The organism is Actinomadura sp. 21ATH (genome assembly GCF_041951345.1).
In the GTDB taxonomy this organism is placed as follows: Bacteria; Actinomycetota; Actinomycetes; order Streptosporangiales; family Streptosporangiaceae; genus Spirillospora.
Genome location: NZ_JBGNUR010000006.1, coordinates 1 through 17,091, shown reverse-complemented (window position 1 = coordinate 17,091; position 17,091 = coordinate 1). Strand labels below are relative to the sequence as shown.

16 protein-coding genes are annotated in these 17,091 nt (G+C 74.2%); 13 read left to right on the top strand and 3 right to left on the bottom strand.

The window, feature by feature from the left end:
- Positions 1-58: 58 nt before the first annotated feature.
- Both ACA361_RS19510 and ACA361_RS19505 read right to left on the bottom strand, forming a co-directional pair.
- Positions 59-2,269, bottom strand: a complete 2,211-nt coding sequence (locus ACA361_RS19510; RefSeq protein ID WP_375013613.1) for a cytochrome P450 — start codon at positions 2,267-2,269, stop codon at positions 59-61.
- Between the two features lie 79 nt (positions 2,270-2,348).
- A complete protein-coding gene (locus ACA361_RS19505; protein ID WP_375013611.1) occupies positions 2,349-3,428 on the bottom strand; it encodes an NAD(P)-dependent alcohol dehydrogenase in 1,080 nt (359 codons plus the stop codon).
- A 76-nt stretch (positions 3,429-3,504) separates the two neighbouring features.
- Between ACA361_RS19505 and ACA361_RS19500 the strand changes: the two genes are divergently transcribed.
- The 13 genes from ACA361_RS19500 (at position 3,505) to ACA361_RS19440 (ending at position 16,963) form a co-directional block, all read left to right on the top strand.
- The gene (locus ACA361_RS19500) at positions 3,505-4,962 is read left to right on the top strand and encodes an aldehyde dehydrogenase family protein (protein WP_375013609.1); all 1,458 of its coding nucleotides are present in this window, start codon (positions 3,505-3,507) and stop codon (positions 4,960-4,962) included.
- A 281-nt stretch (positions 4,963-5,243) separates the two neighbouring features.
- On the top strand, positions 5,244-6,272 hold the full coding sequence (locus tag ACA361_RS19495) for a zinc-binding dehydrogenase (protein WP_375013607.1): 1,029 nt from the start codon (positions 5,244-5,246) through the stop codon (positions 6,270-6,272).
- The gene (locus ACA361_RS19490) at positions 6,269-7,729 is read left to right on the top strand and encodes an amidohydrolase family protein (RefSeq protein WP_375013605.1); all 1,461 of its coding nucleotides are present in this window, start codon (positions 6,269-6,271) and stop codon (positions 7,727-7,729) included. Before ACA361_RS19495 ends, ACA361_RS19490 begins: the two co-directional genes overlap by 4 nt.
- Positions 7,726-8,811 (top strand): BMP family ABC transporter substrate-binding protein, encoded by a 1,086-nt coding sequence (locus tag ACA361_RS19485; protein WP_375013603.1) that lies wholly within the window; start codon positions 7,726-7,728, stop codon positions 8,809-8,811. The genes ACA361_RS19490 and ACA361_RS19485 overlap by 4 nt, the downstream gene beginning before the upstream one ends.
- A gap of 1 nt (position 8,812) precedes the next feature.
- The gene (locus ACA361_RS19480; protein ID WP_375013601.1) at positions 8,813-10,363 is read left to right on the top strand and encodes an ABC transporter ATP-binding protein; all 1,551 of its coding nucleotides are present in this window, start codon (positions 8,813-8,815) and stop codon (positions 10,361-10,363) included.
- Between the two features lie 264 nt (positions 10,364-10,627).
- The gene (locus ACA361_RS19475) at positions 10,628-11,728 is read left to right on the top strand and encodes an ABC transporter permease (RefSeq protein ID WP_375013599.1); all 1,101 of its coding nucleotides are present in this window, start codon (positions 10,628-10,630) and stop codon (positions 11,726-11,728) included.
- Positions 11,725-12,639 (top strand): ABC transporter permease, encoded by a 915-nt coding sequence (locus tag ACA361_RS19470; RefSeq protein ID WP_375013597.1) that lies wholly within the window; start codon positions 11,725-11,727, stop codon positions 12,637-12,639. Before ACA361_RS19475 ends, ACA361_RS19470 begins: the two co-directional genes overlap by 4 nt.
- 58 nt (positions 12,640-12,697) lie before the next feature.
- Complete coding sequence (locus ACA361_RS19465; RefSeq protein ID WP_375013595.1) at positions 12,698-13,147, top strand: VOC family protein; 450 nt, start codon at positions 12,698-12,700, stop codon at positions 13,145-13,147.
- Positions 13,132-13,599: a nuclear transport factor 2 family protein gene (locus ACA361_RS19460; protein ID WP_375013593.1), complete on the top strand. Its 468-nt coding sequence runs from the start codon at positions 13,132-13,134 to the stop codon at positions 13,597-13,599. The genes ACA361_RS19465 and ACA361_RS19460 overlap by 16 nt, the downstream gene beginning before the upstream one ends.
- A gap of 134 nt (positions 13,600-13,733) precedes the next feature.
- Positions 13,734-14,555 (top strand): fumarylacetoacetate hydrolase family protein, encoded by an 822-nt coding sequence (locus ACA361_RS19455; protein ID WP_375013591.1) that lies wholly within the window; start codon positions 13,734-13,736, stop codon positions 14,553-14,555.
- Positions 14,556-14,595: 40 nt separating this feature from the next.
- Positions 14,596-15,750, top strand: a complete 1,155-nt coding sequence (locus ACA361_RS19450) for an amidohydrolase family protein (RefSeq protein ID WP_375013588.1) — start codon at positions 14,596-14,598, stop codon at positions 15,748-15,750.
- Positions 15,747-16,526 carry an HpcH/HpaI aldolase/citrate lyase family protein gene (locus ACA361_RS19445; protein WP_375013586.1) on the top strand — a complete coding sequence of 260 codons (780 nt, stop codon included), beginning with the start codon at positions 15,747-15,749 and terminating at the stop codon, positions 16,524-16,526. Before ACA361_RS19450 ends, ACA361_RS19445 begins: the two co-directional genes overlap by 4 nt.
- On the top strand, positions 16,523-16,963 hold the full coding sequence (locus tag ACA361_RS19440) for a cupin domain-containing protein (protein ID WP_375013585.1): 441 nt from the start codon (positions 16,523-16,525) through the stop codon (positions 16,961-16,963). Before ACA361_RS19445 ends, ACA361_RS19440 begins: the two co-directional genes overlap by 4 nt.
- Here ACA361_RS19440 and ACA361_RS19435 read toward each other — a convergent pair.
- Positions 16,960-17,091, bottom strand: a 132-nt coding sequence (locus ACA361_RS19435; RefSeq protein ID WP_375014221.1) for an integrase core domain-containing protein, incomplete at its 5' end; no start/stop codon positions are given. The two genes, ACA361_RS19440 and ACA361_RS19435, sit on opposite strands and share 4 nt — an antisense overlap.

Here is a 17,091-nt window from a genome sequence, read left to right as displayed (position 1 = left end):
CGGGCGCGTTAACTCGACGTAACGGTCACACGATCCGAGATGGCGTCTCGCATCGTCATCAGAGATCGAGCACCAGGCGGGACGAGGAGCACCGCCCCACGCAGATCATCATGGTCCGGCCCGCCGCCCGCTCCTCCTCGGTGAGCAGCGAGTCGCGGTGCTCGGGCTCGCCGGCCAGCACCCGCGTCTCGCACGCGCCGCAGTAGCCCTTCTCGCAGTCGTACGACAGGCCGGGCAGCGCCTCCCGCACCACCTCGATCAGCCGGCGGTCGGCGGGGACCCGCAGCGTGCGGCCGGTCCGGGCCAGATGGACGTCGAACGCGGTGTTCAGCGCCGGATCGAACGCCGCCTCCAGCGCGTCGTCCCCGGTGAAGCGCTCGACGTGCAGCCGCCCCCGCATCCCCCGCTCGTCGCACGCCCGCTCCGCCGCCGCGATCATCGCGCCGGGCCCGCAGCAGTAGACCGCCGTGTCCGGCCCGGCCTCGTCAGCGAGCAGCGCCGCCAGGTCGGGGACGCCCGCCTCGTCCTGCGGCATCAGGACGAGCCGGTCGCCCGCCAGCGCCGCCAGCTCGTCCACGAACGCCATGGAGGCGCGGGTACGGCCCCCGTACACGATCCGGAAGTCCGCGCCGCGCCCGGCCGCCTCGCGCACCATGGCCAGGACGGGAGTGATCCCGATCCCGCCGGCGAGGAACAGGTAGGACGGCGCGTCCACCAAGGGGAAGTGGTTGCGCGGGCCGCGCACGCTGAACGTGGTGCCCGTACGGGCGAGCGCGTGCACCTCCTCCGAACCGCCCCGCCCGTCCGGCTCGCGGAGGACGGCGACGCGGTAGCGCGAGCGGTCGTCCGGATCGCCGCACAGCGAGTACTGGCGGACGCGCCCGGACGGCAGCCGCAGCTCCAGATGCGCGCCGGGCTCCCAGGGCGGCACCTCGCCGCCCGCGGCGGGCGCCAGCGTCAGGGCCAGCACGTCCTCGGCCGTCCGCTCGGCGCGCGTCACGGTCATCTCGTACGCGGCGCCGAGCGGGACGGCCGCCGCGACCGGTGCGCCGGCGCTGCGCGGGCCGGGGGTGAACACGGCCGGGATCGCGTCCCAGCCCTTCTGGTTGCCGCTGGTCGGGTACTCGACCAGGCCGTCCTCCAGCACCCGGAAGTCCGGCAGCCGGGTCAGCACCTGCGTGATCATCTCGCGGAACATGGCCCGCGCCAGGTGGGCGCCCGCGCAGCGGTGCGAGCCGATGCCGAAGCTCAGGTGCCGCGAGGCGTCGCGGTCGAGCCGTACCTCGGCCGGGTCGGGGAACACGGCGGGGTCGTGGTTGGCGGCGACCCACGGGATCAGCACCCGCTCGCCCGCCCGCACCGGGCAGCCGCCGACCTCGGTGCCGGTCCGCGCCGTGCGCGCCATCGACTGCGACGGCGCGAACGCCCGCAGGAACTCCTCGGTGGCGCGTTCCAGCAGGTCGGGCGACTCGATCAGGCGGCGCCGCTGGTCCGGGTGGCGGCTCAGGTGCACCAGCACCGAGCCGGTGAGGGAGGTGGTGGTGTCGACGCCGCCGGCGATGAGCAGCCCGATCACCGAGACGAGGTCGTCCTCGGCGAACGGCTCGCCATCGGCGTCCCGCGCGGAGGCGAGCGCGCTGACGGCGTCCTCGGCGGGGGCGGCGCGGCGGTCGCGGACCAGCTCGCGGATGCGCTCCTCCATGTACGCCAGGCCCTGCGCGCCGCGCATCGCGCGCTCGCTGTCGGCGGGCGCGGCGAAGATGTCGTGGATCGGCCCGGCGAGCCGGGCCCAGTCCTCCTCGGGGAAGCCCAGCCAGTCGAGGGTGACGGCGGCCGGGACCGGGTTGGTGAGGTCGCGGACGAAGTCGGCCGATCCCAGCTCGATGAACGCGTCCACCGCCCGCGCCGCGTGGCGGGCGATCATCGGCCGCAGCCGGTCGACCGCGGCCGGGGTCAGCAGCGGGTTGATCAGGTCGCGGTAGCCGGTGGACGCGGGCGGGTCCAGCTCGATCGGGTACTGCTCCAGGCCGGGCCCGCTCGGGATGACGATGGAGACCGCGTCCACCCCGGTCGCCTCCCGCGAGGACGAGAACGCCTCGTCGTCGCGGGCGATCCGGGCGACGTCGGCGTACCGCGTCGTGTAGACGAACCCGCCGTGCGCGGCGGTGCGGCCCACGGGACAGCTCTCCCGGTACGCGGCGTAGTAGGCGACCGGATCGGCGTTGCACTCGGCCGAGTGGTGGTCGAAGCGCTCCTGCTGTTGTGTCATGTCGCGCGACTCCAGATGCGCATGGGATTCCGCGCGGTGTTGCCCAGCCGCGCCACTGGGTGCTCTTCCTGGCGCGGGCTCAGAAGGTGAGGACGGCCTTGCCCACCGCGCCGCCCTTGACCGCCGCCACGGCCGCGCCGATCTCCTCGAACGGGAACCGCGTGACGATCCCGTCCACCGGGAAGCGGCCCGCCGCGTTCAGCCGCAGCAGTTCGGGCACGAAGACCTGCGGTACCGCGCCGCCGCCGATGATCCCGGTGATGGTGCGGCCGTTCAGCACGCTGCGCCAGTCGAAGCTCATCTCCTCGCTCGGGCCGACGCCGATCACGCCGCAGCGGCCGAGCGGGGCGAGGGCCTCGACGGCGGTGCGGAGCACGTCGGCGCGGCCGGTGGTGTCGAGCGCGAAGTCGAAGCCGTCCGGTGCGATGGAGCGCAGCTCCTCGGCCGCGCCGCCGCCTCCGGTCACCCCGTGCGTGGCGCCGAGGGCGCGGGCGGTGGCGAGCCGTTCGGGGTTGAGGTCGACGGCCGCGACGGTCGAGCAGCCGCTGAGCGCGGCCGCCGCGATCGCGGCGACGCCGACGGCGCCGGCCCCGAAGATCGCGATGGACGAGCCCGGCGCCGGTCGCAGCACGTTCAGCACGCCGCCGGCGCCGGTCTGGAAGCCGCAGCCGAACGGCCCGGCCAGCGCCAGGTCGGCGTCCTTGCCGACCGGGACGACGGCGCGGGCGGGCGCGACGACATGGTCGGCGAACGACGACTGGCCGAGGAAGTGGGCGTCGATCTCGGTGCCGTCCAGCGAGACCGCCGAGGACCCGTCGGGCCGCCGGCCGCTGAAGTTGAGCGCGTCGAAGCTCAGGCAGTAGGCGGGCGAGCCGGTCAGGCACGGCCGGCAGCCGCCGCAGGAGGTGAACGAGAGCACGACCGGGTCCCCGGGGGCGAGGCCGGCGACCCGGTCGCCGACCGCCTCGACGGTCCCGGCGCCCTCGTGCCCGAGCACGGCCGGGCCCTCGGTGAACGTGGCGAACTCCAGGTCGGTGGCGCAGATCCCGACCGCGGTCAGCCGTACCAGGACCTCGTCCGGCCGGGGCGGGGCCAGCTCCACGTCCCGCAGGGCGAACGGCTCGCCGGGACGGTCGAGAACGGCGGCGGTCACGCGCATGGGGCCTCCCCGAGCACATTTCACAGAAAGATATGGCATCTTGACATGCGGGATAATCGGGGTCAAGGATTCCGGCATGCCCCCACTCGAAGTTCCGGTCGCCCGGCAGCTCATCGACGGAGAATGGATCCCGGCCGCGGAGAAGGGCGGCCTGCCCGTCCTCGACCCGGCGGACGGGCAGGTCATCCAGGAGGTCGCGCGGGGCGGCGCGGCGGACGTGGACCGGGCGGTGGCGGCGGCCCGCCGCGCGTTCCCCGGCTGGGCCGCGACCTCGCCCGCCGAGCGCGGCGCGCTGCTGGCCCGCTGGGCCGCGCTGGTCATCGAGCGGGTCGGCGAGCTGGCCCGGTACGAGGCGCGCGACGTCGGCAAGCCGCTGTCCGGCGGCCGGATGAACGCCTTCATCACGCACGGCATCGTCGAGTACTTCGCCGGCGCGGCCGACAAGCTCACCGGCGTCACGCTGCCCACCAGGACGCCCGACTACCTGGGCTTCACGATCCCCGAGCCGTACGGGGTGTGCGCGGTCGCCATCCCCTGGAACGTGCCGATGCTGCTGACCGCGGCCAACGTCGCGCCCGCGCTCGCGGCCGGCAACACCGTCGTGCTGAAGCCGTCCGAGATCGCCCCGCTCGGGCCGATGGCGCTGGCCGAGCTGGCCCGCCAGGCCGGGTTCCCGCCCGGCGTGCTCAACGTGGTCACCGGCCTCGGCACGGAGGCGGGCGTCGCGCTCACCTCCCACCCGGACGTCGGCCACATCAGCTTCGTCGGCTCGACGGCCACCGGCCGGGCGGTGATGCGCGCCGCGTCCGCGAACCTGGTGCCGGTCAAGCTGGAGCTGGGCGGCAAGTCGCCGAACGTCGTCTTCGCGGACGCCGACCTGGACGCGGCGATCCCGGCGATCGTCGGCTCCATCACCGAGAACGCCGGGCAGAACTGCTACGCGGGCTCGCGCCTCCTGGTGGAGGAGTCGATCCGTGCCGAGGTGACCGAACGCGTCGTGGAAGGCATGCGCGCCGTACGGCTCGGCACCTGGGAGCAGGATCTCGACATGGGCCCGCTGGTGAGCCGGGAGCAGTACGAACGGGTGCTCGGCTTCCTGGAGGAGGCGCCGGGCGAGGGCGCCCGCGTGGTCGTCGGCGGCGCGAAGGCCGAGGTGCCGGGCGAGGGCTGGTTCGTCGCGCCGACCGTGCTGGACGGCGTGGATCCCGGGATGCGCGTCGTCCGCGAGGAGGTCTTCGGGCCGGTGCTGGCCGTCCAGGGGTTCAGCGGCACGGCGCAGGCCGTCGACATGATGAACGACACCGGTTTCGGGCTGCTGGCGTGCGTGTGGACCGACGACGTGTCGCGGGCGCTGCGCGTGGCCAGGTCGGTGCGGTCGGGGCAGGTCGCGGTGAACCAGTTCCATGACGCCGGGGTGATCGGCTTCCCGTTCAACATGCAGAAGGACAGCGGGTTCAGCGCGGGCGGCGGGTACGCGGCGCTGCGCGAGTACACGCAGGAGAAGGCGGTCGCGGTGCGGCTGCTCGACCGCTGAGGCGGACCGGCGGGCTCTCGCCGCGGGTGATGCGGGTGGCATGGGTGGCGTAGATGGAACGTGCCAGCTCATGAGGCGATCATGATCGGCCGCCGTTTCCTGCGTGGATTGCCCTGTTACGCCGTGGTTACGGGTGCCTGGAGTTTCTCCCGGGGGTGTTGACACGCACCGGGGACGAGGTTCAGAGTTGCCTCACATTGCGAGTCACCGACTCACAATGCGAGATGAGTTGACGGTGATCAACCGAGGCGCGCGGCGCGCGCGATCGGCCGGAGGTCCTGGTGAGAGCACTGGTCCAGACGGGGTTCGGCGGCCCGGAGGTGGTGTCGCTGCGGCACGTGCCCGACCCGGTTCCCGGCCCCGGCGACGTGCTCGTCCGGGTCCGGGCCTGCGCGCTGAACCGGCTCGACCTCCTCCAGCGCCGCGGCCCCGCCGTACTGCCCCGGTTCCGGCTCCCGCACATCGCGGGCATGGACGTCGCCGGCCACATCGAAGCAGTAGGTGGGGCAGCCGGCGGGCTCGCGACCGGCGACCGCGTGGTGATCGACCCGACGCTCGGCTGCGGCACCTGCCGCCGCTGCGCCGCCGGCGACCCCGGGCACTGCGCCTCGGTCCGCGTCGTCGGCGGGAACGTTCCGGGCGGCTTCGCCGAGTTCGTGGTGGTGCCCGCGCGGCTCGCCCACCGCGTCCCCGGCCACGTGGACCTCGCCGAGGCCGCCGCGCTGCCGTCCGCCTGGAGCACCGCCTGGCACGCGGCCCTCACGGTCGGCGAGATCGCGGCCGGCGAGACCGTCGTCGTGCAGGCCGCCGCCAGCGCGGTCAGCATCGCCGCCGTCCAGCTCGCCAAGCGCGCCGGGGCCCGCGTGGTCGCGGTCGCCGGCAGCGACGCCAAGCTCGCGCTCGCCGCCGACCTCGGCGCCGACCTGCTGCTGCGCAACGACGCCGACGTGGTCGCCGCCGTCCGCCGCTTCACCGGCGGCGAGGGCGCCGACGTCGCGCTCGACCATGTCGGCGCGGCCACCTGGCGGACCTCGATGGACGCGCTGCGCGCGGGCGGGCGGCTGGTGACGTTCGGCAACACGACCGGCGACGAGGTCACCCTCTCCCTCGCCGGCGTCTACCACCGCGGGCTCCGGCTCCTCGGCTCCGGCGCCTACACCGAGGCCGACTTCGCCGCGATGCTCGCCGCGTACTTCGGCGGCGGGATGCGTGTCGTCCGCAACGCCGAGTACGGGCTGGACGAGCTGCCCGCCGCCTCCGCCGCCGCCGAGTCGCGCGCGGCCATCGGCAAGGTCCTGGTCCGCCCATGACCGGCGCGGAGCCCCCCGGCACGGGCGAGCTGCTGGTCACCGGCGCGACGGTGGTGACGATGGCACCGGGACGCGAGGTCGTCACCGGCGCGTCCATCGCGGTCGCCGGCGGCCGGATCGCCGCGATCGGCCCGTACGGGACGCTCCGCGCCGCCAACCCCGGCGCCGCCGAGCTGGACGCGGCCGGCTGCCTGGTCGTCCCCGGCCTGGTCAACGCGCACCAGCACGGCACCGTCGACCCGCTGATCCGCAGCGTGATCCCGGACGACATCGGCTCCCAGGAGGCGATCTTCGACTGGGCGGTGCCGCTGCACGGCCTCGTCACCGGCGACGACGACGAGGTGTCCGCCGCCCTCACCGCCGCCGAGTCGCTGCTGCGCGGCGTCACGACCGTCCTGGACGCGGGCACCGTCGCCCACCCGGAACGCGTCGCGGCGGGGATGACCGCCGTGGGGATCCGCGGCCGGGTCGGCGGGTGGGGCTGGGACGCGCCGGGCGTCCCGTACTCCCTGCCCGCCGCCGAGGCGCTCGCCCGCCAGGAGGAGATCGTCCGGAGCCTCCCGCAGGACGGCCCGGTGACCGGCTGGATCACCCTCGTCGGCCACGACCTCGCCAGCGACGCGCTCTTCACCGGCGCGGCGGAACTCGCCGAACGCCTCGGCACCACCATGACCTGGCACATGTCCCCCGGGCCCGGCGACGCCGCGTCCTACCTCGAACGCACCGGGAAGCGCCCGCTCGTCCACCTGCGCGACCTCGGCGTGCTGGGACCGCGGCTCCTGCTCGGGCACGCGGTCTGGCTCGACGGCGACGAGGTCGACGCCGTGCTGGAGACCCGGACGGCGGTGGCGTCCTGCCCCGGCGCGTACCTGCGGCTCGGCCAGGGGTACGCGCGGGCCGGGCGGCACGGCGAGCTGGTCCGGCGCGGCGGCCGCGTCGCGCTCGGCTGCGACGCCCACAACGCCGGCGACGCGCCCGACGTGCTGCGCGCCGCCGCGCTGCTCGCCGGCCTGGAGAACGACCGCGGCACCTGGCCGCTGCGCGCCGACGAGGCGTTCGCGCTGGCCACCCGCGCCGGCGCCGAGGCCGTCGGGCTCGGCGCGACGATCGGGTCGATCGAGGCCGGCAAGGCCGCCGACCTGGTCGTCCTCGACATGCGCGACCTCGCCTGGGCGCCGCCCGGCGACCTGGCGACGCACCTGGTGTGGGGCGCGCCGAGCCACACCGTGCGCGACGTCCTCGTCGGCGGCCGGATCGTCGTGCGCGACCGCCGGCTCACCACCGTCGACGCCGGCGACCTGCGCCGCGAGGCCGCCGAACGGTCGGCCGCGCTGCTGCGCGCCGCCGGCTTGCAGGCCCCGAGCCGCTGGCCGGTGATCCCCGCCGGCGGCCCCCAGACCCCGCCCCAGCTCCCCCCTGCTCCTCGCACCGTCCGATCGAAAGGACCCCTGAGGTGAAGAACCGTAGAGCGGTACGGATCGCGGGCGCGGCACTCGCGTGCGCCGGCATGCTCGCCCTGGCCGGCTGCGCCGAGACCGACGCCACCGCCGACCCGGACGCCGCCGCCGGCGGCGGTGCGGGCGGCGTGCTGCCCGGCGAGCCCGACGTCAACGGCGACGGCAAGGTCGTCATCGGCGTGCTCAGCCCCGGCGACATCAACGACAACGGCTACTACGAGAGCTTCGTGACCGGCGCGGACGCGTTCGCCAAGTCCAAGGGCTGGACGATCATCAAGCGCGGCAGCGTCCCGACCACCGAGGCGCTCAGCGCGGCCCGCGCGCTGTGCCAGCAGAAGGTGGACCTGGTCGCGCTGGGCGCCTCCGAGCTGAAGGACGCGATCCCGGCGTCGGAGGAGGCGGCCTGCGCGAAGACCGCCTGGTACGTGCCGTCGTCCGGGAACGTCCAGCAGACCCCGAAGATCATGCTGTCCACCGACGACGCCGACCAGAGCATCCTGGTCGCCGGGTACGCGACCGGCGTCCTGATGAAGGCGCGCGGCGCCACGAAGGCCGCGTTCATCGCGGGCGAGGAGGTGGACTTCAACGTCGCCGCGTCGCGGGCGTTCAAGGCGGGCATCCGCTCGATCGTCCCGAACGCGACCGTCACCACCACCTACGCCGGCGACCAGAACGACGCCGCCAAGGCCAAGGAGGCCGTGCAGGCCCAGATCGACCAGGGCGTGCAGGCCGTCTACCCGTACCTGGGCGGGTCCACGGACGCCGCCGCGGGCCTGGCCAACACCAAGAACCTCATCACGCTCACCCCCGGGACCGACCGCTGCTCGTCCATGAACCCGCGGTTCGACGTCTCCGTCCTGTTCAGCCCGGGCGACTACTTCACCGAGGCGCTCAGGCAGTTCGACGCCGGGAAGCTGGCGATGGGCGTGGAGAAGGTGTGGACGATCGGCAAGGACCCGTTCCCCACGGTGAAGCTCTGCAAGTCCGACCCGGCCGCGCAGAAGCAGATCGACACGTACATGAAGGACATCGCCAGCGGAAAGATCAACGCCACCGGCGAAGTCGAGCGGCTCGGGAAGTGACATGACCGAACGGGCGCCCGCGCTGGAGCTGCGCGGGATCGGCAAGTCCTACGGCGCGGTACGGGCCTGCGACGCGGTGGACCTGACCGTGCGCCGCGGCGAGATCCACGGCCTGCTCGGCGAGAACGGCGCGGGCAAGTCCACCCTGATGAAGATCCTGCTCGGCCTGGTCCGGCGGGACGCGGGAACGATCCACCACGACGGCCGCGCGGTGGACGTCACCGGCCCGCAGGAGGCGATGGCGCTCGGCATCGGCATGGTCCACCAGCACTTCAGCCTGGTGGAGCCGCTGACCGTCTGGGAGAACGTCATCCTCGGCGACACCGGGCGGATCGACCGGTCCGCGGCCTGCGAGCAGGTCGCGGAGGTGGGCCGCCGGTACGGGCTGCCGATCGATCCGCTGGCGCCGGTGGCGCGGCTGTCGGCCGGCGAGCGGCAGCGGGTGGAGCTGATCAAGTGCCTGCGCCGCGATCCGTCCGTCCTGGTCCTGGACGAGCCCACGTCGGTGCTCACCCAGGCGGAGTCGGCGGAGCTGTTCGGGGTGCTGCGCGAGGTGGTGCGCGGCGAGGACCGCGCGGTGGTGCTGATCAGCCACAAGCTGGCCGAGATCACCGCGGCCACCGACCGGGTGACGGTGCTGCGCCGGGGGAAGGTCGCGTTCCACTGCCGGACCGCGGACACGACCCCGCAGGAGCTGGCCCGCCGGATGGTCGGCCGGGACGTCTCGCTGCGCGCCGAGGCCGCGGCCCTGGGCATGCTGCCGGTCGAGCGCCGCGGCAGGCCCCAGGCCGAGGTACCGGAACCCGCGGCGAAGCCCGCGCTCCGCCTTTCGGGCATCACCGTCCGCTCCGATGGCGTGACCCTGCTCGACGACTTCGGGCTGGAGGTCGCGCCGGGCGAGATCCTCGGCCTGTACGGGGTGGAGGGCAACGGCCAGGCCACGCTGGGCGACCTGCTGTCCGGGCTGGTCGAGCCGGCCGCCGGAACGGTCGAGATCAACGGCGAGCCGATCGAGCCGGCCAGGCCGGGGGCGCTGCACCGCGCCGGGCTCGGCATCGTTCCGGAGGACCGGCACGCCTCCGGCGTCGTCCTGGACATGAGCGTCGCCGACAACCTGGTGATGAAGTCCCTGGACGGAGTCAGCGGCCGTTTCCTCGTCGACCGCCGCCGGGTGTACGAGGCGGCGCGGCGGCTGGCGGCGGAGTTCAACATCGTCGCGCCGTCGCTGGACGCCCCGGTCCGCAGCCTGTCGGGCGGCAACCAGCAGCGGGTGGTGCTGGCCCGCGAGATGTCGGCGGACCCGTCTGTGCTGGTCGCCGCGCAGCCGACGCACGGCCTGGACGTCGGCGCCATCGAGGACATGTACCTGCGCCTGCGCAAGGCGGCGTCCGGCGGGGTGGCGGTGCTGCTGATCAGCACGGAGCTGGAGGAGGTGATGGCGCTGGCGTCCCGCATCGCGGTCATCTCCCGCGGCCGCGTCGCCGGCGTCCTCCCCACCGCCGAAGCCACCGCCGAACGCCTCGGCATGCTGGTCGGAGGTGTCGCAGCTTGAGCGAGCCGGAGGGGCGCGGTGCCGCCTGGACTGAGGAGCGAGGGACGAGTGACGAGGGAAGGCGGTGCCTGAAGGCGCCCTGGAGGCTCGCGGGGGGCACAGCTTGAGCGAGCCGGAGGGGCGCGGTGCCGCCTGGACTGAGGAGCGAGGGACGAGTGACGAGGGAAGGCGGTGCCTGAAGGCGCCCTGGAGGCTCGCGGGGGGCACAGCTTGAGTGAAAGGCGGGTTAGCGTTGTGTTGAACGCGCCGGCCGGTGGGGCGCAGGTGGCGGGGGCGACCGTGCTCGCGGTGGGGCTGGCGTTGCTGGTCTCGTCGCTGCTGGTCGCGGTCACCGGCGGGTCTCCGGCCGGGGCCGTGGAGGCGCTGTACCAGGGGAGCCTGGCGGGGCCGTCGGCGTGGAGTTCGACGCTGCTGTACGCGGCGCCGCTGCTGCTGGTCGCGGTCGGGACGTGCGTGTGCGTCCGGGCGGGCGTGTTCAACCTGGGCCAGGAGGGCCAGGTGCTCGTCGGGGCGCTGGCCGGGGCGTGGATCGCGCTGCGGCTGGCGCTGCCGGGGCCGTCGCTGCTGGTGGTGGCGCTGCTCGCGGCGGCGCTGGCGGGCGGGGCGTGGGCCGGGCTGAGCGCGCTGATGCACCGGGTGCGCGGCGTCAACATCGTGGTGAGCACGCTGCTGATGACGTTTCTGGCGCAGCAGCTCCTGGCGTACGCGGTGAACACGCCGTGGCTGCTCCAGGAGACGCGGCGCGGGGAGGCGACGGTCTCGCCGCAGTCGAACAAGCTGCCGGAGAACGGGCTGCTGGGCTCGTTCGGCGAGTATCCGGGCCTCCAGGTCAACGGGGGGCTGCTGATCGCGCTGGTGGCGGCGGTGGTGATCGCGGTGCTGCTGGCGCGCAGCCGGTGGGGTTTCCGGCTGTCGATGCTCGGCCTGAACCCGCGGGCCGCCCGGCACGCCGGGGTACGGGTCGCGGCGCTGAGCGGTACGGCGCTGGCGGTGTCGGGCGCGTTCGCGGGCCTGGCCGGGGCGGTGCTGCTGGCCAGCCCGGTCGGGACCAACCGGTTGCAGCCGGGCATCTCCGGCAACATCGGCTGGGACGGGCTGCTCGTGGCGCTGGTCGCGCGGAACCGGCCGCTGATGGCGATCCCGGTCGCGCTGCTGTTCGGCGTGCTGCGGTCGGGAGGCGGGTTCCTGGCGTCGACCGGGGTGCCGCACTTCCTGGTGGACGTGGTCAAGTCGCTGCTGGTGCTGGCGTTCGTCGTCCCGCCGGTCCTCATCGAGGCGCTGCGCCGCCGGCGCGAGAGCCGCGGCGCCGCGGCGGCGGAGGCCGAGGTCGAGGCATCCGAGGCCAAGGAGGCGGTGGCGTCATGAGCGCTGCGGACAACATCTCCACAATCCTCGCGAGCGGGGCGCGGCTGACGGTGCCGCTCGCGTTCGCGGCGTGCGGGGAGTACCTGGCCGAACGGGCCGGGACGGTGAACATCTCGGTCGAGGCGATGATGCTCGGCGGGGCGTTCGGCTCGATCGCGGTGGCGTCCGCGACGGGCAGCGCCACGACCGGGCTGGCGGCCGGGATGCTGGTCGGCCTGCTCGTCGGGTACGTGCACGGCAACCTGTCGCACCGCGCGAACGTGAACACGTTCGTCGTCGGCCTGGTGCTGAACACGCTGGTGCTGGGCCTGACCAGCTACCTGATCATCACGGGGGCGTTCACCGGGCACCAGGTGTGGCAGGTGAGCGTGCCGGTGCTGCGCGACATCCCGCTGATCGGTCCGGTGCTGTTCGTCGAGCGGTGGCCGGTGTACCTGCTGATCGCGGTGATCCCGCTGACCTGGTGGCTGGTGGAGCGCAGCCGGTGGGGGCTGGAGCTGCGCGCGGTCGGCGAGGATCCGCGGGCCGCGGACGTGACCGGCATCGACGTGAACGCGCGGCGCCGCCAGGCGCTGCTGTGGTGCGGGCTGCTGGCCGGGCTCGGCGGCGCCTACCTGGCGGTGGGCGAGGTGGGCTCGTTCAGCCAGAACATGACCGCGGGCCGCGGGTTCATCGTGATCGCCGCGGTGATCTTCGGGGCCTGGCGGCTGGGCCGCACGCTGCTGGGCTGCGTGCTGTTCGGGCTGGCGGACGCGATGCGGCTGGCGCTGCCGGCGCTGGGCGTGACGCTGAACTCCCAGCTCCTGATCGTCGCGCCGTACCTGCTGGCCCTGCTGGCGATGCTGCTGTTCGCCACCAAGGACCGGGAGCCGCGGGCGCTGGGCAAGGCGTTCGAGCGGGGTACGGCTTGACCTGTACGAGTGCACCGGGCGCGCGGTCGGCGCGCCCGGACGATCCGAGGAGGACCACGTGACCGGACTGACCGCCGCGCGCTGGACGCATGTCGCGCTGCCGACCGGCGATCTGGACAAGGCGATCGACTTCTACACCTCGCTGACCCCGCTGGTGGTCCTGGAGCGTTTCAAGGACGCGGACGGCGAGAGCGCGTGGCTGTCGAACGCCGGCCAGGTGGAGACGCCGTTCGTGCTGGTGCTGGTGTCGTTCAACAAGGACAAGGGCGGGCGGCTCGGGCTGCTGCACCCGTTCGCGCACATCGGGATCGAGGTGCCGGAGCGCGCCGACGTCGACGAGCTGGCCGAGCGGGCCCGCGAGCTGGGCTGCCTGCACTGGGAGCCGCGCCAGATGCCGGACCCTGTCGGCTACATCTGCGCGCTGAAGGATCCGGACGGCAACGTCATCGAGATCTCGCACGACCAGCGGGTGTTCGACACGGTGCGGGAGAAGTGGGGCGGGTCCTGACCACCGAACCGTGCCCGGCCGGGCCGGGTGCCGCCGCGCGGGTGGAGGAGCGGACCCGCGCGGCGGCGCTGCGCTACCTCGGCGCGCTGAACCGGCATGACGCGGACGCCGTCGCGGCCTGCGTGGCCGCGGACTTCGTCAGCGAGCACACCTCGGCGCTGGGGCGCGACGTCACGGGCCGCGCCGCGTACCGGGAGCGGCTGGACGGCTTCCTGGCGGACTTCGCCGGGCTGAGGTACGAGCTGGAGGATCTGGTCGTCCGGGACGTGCGCGCGGTGCTCGCCTACAAGATGTCGTTCCGGCTGGTGTCGGCGGGGAACGCGCCGGTACGGGTCCGCGGCGTGTTCCGGCTGTGGGTGGACGCCGACGGTCTCATCGCCCGCCGGGTCGATTACTGGGACGGCGCCGACGTGACCCGGCAGCTCGCCGAGGCCCCCTCGCAACAGGGCTGACCTGCGATTACGCGCACCGTCCGGCATGCCGCCGGGCGGTGCGCACGATGCTGCCCGCACACCAGCATGTTGCATTGCGAGACGGCGTCTCCCATTGCTTGACAGAGATCCATCTCGCATCGAAAGATGACGTCGTGCATATCGTGATGACGTCGGCGGGGCTCGGCCGGATCGAGGACGGCGCCGTCGCCGTGCTGGACGCGCCGTACCCCGACGCGGCCGCCGTGATCGAGGCGACCGGCTCGCTGGACGCCCTCGCCGGCGCCCGGGTCGTCCGCCGGATCCCCCTGGACGACGCCGCGCCCGAGCTGCGCGCCCCCGTCCCCCGGCCCCGCGCCCTGTGGGGCGTCGGGTTGAACTACCACTCCAAGGCCGAGCGGACGGGCCGTCCCATACCGGACGAACCGGTCCTCTACCTGGCGGCGCCCGCATCGGTGTGCGGGCCCGGCGCGGGGGTCCGGATCCCGGCGGCGCAGACGGCCGAGATGGACTACGAGGCCGAGATCGCCGTCGTGATCGGCCGTACCCTCGACCGCGCCGCCGAGCGCGAGTGCTGGCCCGCCGTCGCGGCCGTCACCGCCGCCAACGACCTGACCGCCCGCGACGTCATGCGGCGCACCGCCGCGCCCGTCCTGGCCAAGAGCTTCCCCGGCTTCACCCCGCTCGGCGCCTCGCTGCTGGGCCGCGACGGGATCGCCGACCCGGACGCGATCGGCGTGCGCTGCCGGGTCGGCGGCGAGCCGCGCCAGGACTCCTCCAGCGCCGACATGATCTTCCCGATCCCCGAGCTGCTGGCCCGGATCTCCCGGTACGCCGCGCTCCGCCCCGGCGACGTCGTGCTGACCGGCACCCCCGCCGGGACCGGCCAGGACCGCGGCGACTTCCTCCGCCCCGGCGACACCGTGCGGGTCGAGATCGACGGCGTCCTGCCGCTGACCACCCGGATCCGCACGTGACCCGCAGAACCCCCCACCTCACCCGACCGGGAGACGCTCGATGACCGAAGAGAACAAGCCCGCCTACGACCGCGTCCTCACGGGCGGGACGGTCATCGACCCCGCCTCCGGCACCGAGGGCAGGCTCGACGTCGCGATCAGCGGCGGCACCGTCGCCGCGATCGGCGAGGGGCTGGCCGCCGGCGCCGCCGAGGTGACCGACTGCACCGGGCGGTGGGTGCTGCCCGGCCTGGTCGAGGGCCACACCCACATCTTCCAGCACGTCTCCAAGGTCGGCGCGCCCGCGGACGAAGCGCACCTGCGCCGCGGCGTCGTCGCCGCAGCGGACGCCGGGACGGCCGGGGCCTCCACGTTCGCCGCGTTCCGCAGGCTGGTGGTCGAGCCGTCGCCGATGCGGATCACGAACTTCCTGAACGTCTCGGTGCTCGGCCTCATCGACTTCCGGTTCGGCGAGCTGCTGAACCCCGACACGCTCGTCCCGGACGACGCGCTGGAGACCGCCGCCGCCAACCCCGACGTCGTCCGCGGCTTCAAGATCCGGCTGTCGGAGGACGTGGTCGGCGACAACTGGCGGATGCTGCTGAAGAAGTCCATCGACGTCGCCGAGCAGGCCGGGCTGCCGCTCATGGTCCACATCGGCGAGACGTCCGAGCCGCTGCCCGCCGTGCTGGAGCACCTGCGCGCGGGCGACGTCGTCGCGCACTGCTACACGGGCAAGCCGCACGGCATCCTGGACGGCGACGCGATCCAGCCCGCGGTGGCCGAGGCGCGCGAGCGCGGCGTGCTGTTCGACTCGGCGCACGGCAAGAGCAACCTCAGCTTCGAGGTCGCCCGCCGCGCCATCGCGCGGGGCTTCTACCCGGACGTGCTCAGCTCCGACACCAGCGCCCGCAACTGGCGCGGCCCGGTCTTCGACCTGCTGACCAGCATGGCGAAGCTGGTCGCGCTGGGCATGCCGCTGACCGAGGCCGTCACCCGCGCCACCGTGCGGCCCGCCCGGCTGCTCGGCCTGGACACCGAGGGGTACGGGCGGCTGGAGCCCGGCGGCCCCGCCCACGTCACCGTGGTCGAGGAGACCGCGGAGACCGTCCTGCCGGACGCGGCCGGGAACACCATCACCGCGCCCCGGCTGGAGCCGGTGCTCGTGCTCCACAAGGGCGAGCCCGTCGAGACCGTTCCGTGGCGCGGCCTGTGACGGCCTCCCCGAGGGCGCGGCTGCGGGTGGCGCTGGCGGGCGGGACCCGGGTGACCGGGACGTTCGTCAAGCTGCCCGCGCCGGACGTGGTGGAGCTGTGCGGGCTCGCCGGCTTCGACTTCGTGGTGGTCGACCTCGAACACTCCGCGCTGTCGGAGGCCGACGCGATCGCCCTCGTCCGGCACGCCGACCGCGGCGGCCTCCCGGCGCTCGTCCGGATCCCGGCGGTGGACGCGCCGCTGATCTGCCGCCTGCTGGAGAACGGCGCGGCCGGCCTCCAGCTGTCCATGCTGTGCGAGGCGGCGCAGGCGCGCGCGCTCGTCCGCGCCACCCGCTTCGCGCCCGGCGGCGCCCGTTCGGTCAGCCTGGCCAACCGCGCCGCCGGGTTCGGCGCCGGCGGGCTCGGGGCGTTCCTGGCGACCGAGCGGGACGATCCGCCGCTGCTCGTCGGCCAGATCGAGACGCCCTGGTGGCGGGACGGCCGCGGCGACCCCTGGAACGAGGTGATCGCCGGTCTGGACGCCGTCTTCGTCGGCGGCACCGACCTGGCGGTGAGCCTGGGCGCCGAACCCGGGAGCGCCGGCCTGCGCGCGGCCGTCGCCGAGATCGAGGCGGCGGCCCGCCGGCACGGCGTCGCGTTCGGCGGCTGGGCGCCGTCCCGTACCGCCGCCGGAGCCCACGGGCTCGCCGCCGCGCGCTACCTGGTGACGGGCTCGGACGTACAGATCCTGGCCGCCGGACTGGACGCGGCGGCCGGCAGAGGAGGGAACGGATGACCGCCAACGCGAACGGGAACGGGAGCGGGCGCAACGCCAAGCTCTACAACCGCGTGATCGGCTGGGCCGACATGCCGGAGACCGAGCTGCGCAAGGGGGTGCGGCGCCGGGTCTACTCCACCGACGAGGTGATGGTCGCCCACCACGCCCTCGACGTCGGCATGGACCTCAACCCGCACCGGCACGAGGACTTCGACCAGCTCGTCTACATAGCCTCGGGCCGCTGCAACTACTACGTGGAGGGCGTCCCGCACGAGATGGGGGCCGGGACGTTCCTGCTGGTGCCGCGGGGCGCGGAGCACTACATCGAGCCGCTCGAAGAGCCGTGCGTCAACATCGACATCTTCGTCCCGCCGCGCGCCGACTTCGCCGCTTCCCTGGCGTACCTGGACGACCTGGACGAGGTGGACGGATCAGAGGGTCCGCCGGCCGGCTAGCTGTTCTGTCCCGTGAGGTTGGGAACGCGGCTGGCGGGTGGTTGTCCGCCGAGTGCGGTGTGGCCGCGGTGGTGATTGTAGGTGTGCAGCCATCGCGGTAGCGCCCGGCGGCGTTGGGTCTCGGAGGC

Excerpts from the sequence above, each read along its gene's own strand:
- ACA361_RS19510 (WP_375013613.1), bottom strand. The coding sequence starts at position 2,269 with ATGACACAACAGCAGGAGCGCTTCGACCACCACTCGGCCGAGTGCAAC.
- ACA361_RS19505 (WP_375013611.1), bottom strand. The coding sequence starts at position 3,428 with ATGCGCGTGACCGCCGCCGTTCTCGACCGTCCCGGCGAGCCGTTCGCC.
- ACA361_RS19500 (WP_375013609.1), top strand. The coding sequence starts at position 3,505 with ATGCCCCCACTCGAAGTTCCGGTCGCCCGGCAGCTCATCGACGGAGAA.
- ACA361_RS19490 (WP_375013605.1), top strand. The coding sequence starts at position 6,269 with ATGACCGGCGCGGAGCCCCCCGGCACGGGCGAGCTGCTGGTCACCGGC.
- ACA361_RS19480 (WP_375013601.1), top strand. The coding sequence starts at position 8,813 with ATGACCGAACGGGCGCCCGCGCTGGAGCTGCGCGGGATCGGCAAGTCC.
- ACA361_RS19470 (WP_375013597.1), top strand. The coding sequence starts at position 11,725 with ATGAGCGCTGCGGACAACATCTCCACAATCCTCGCGAGCGGGGCGCGG.
- ACA361_RS19450 (WP_375013588.1), top strand. The coding sequence starts at position 14,596 with ATGACCGAAGAGAACAAGCCCGCCTACGACCGCGTCCTCACGGGCGGG.
- ACA361_RS19440 (WP_375013585.1), top strand. The coding sequence starts at position 16,523 with ATGACCGCCAACGCGAACGGGAACGGGAGCGGGCGCAACGCCAAGCTC.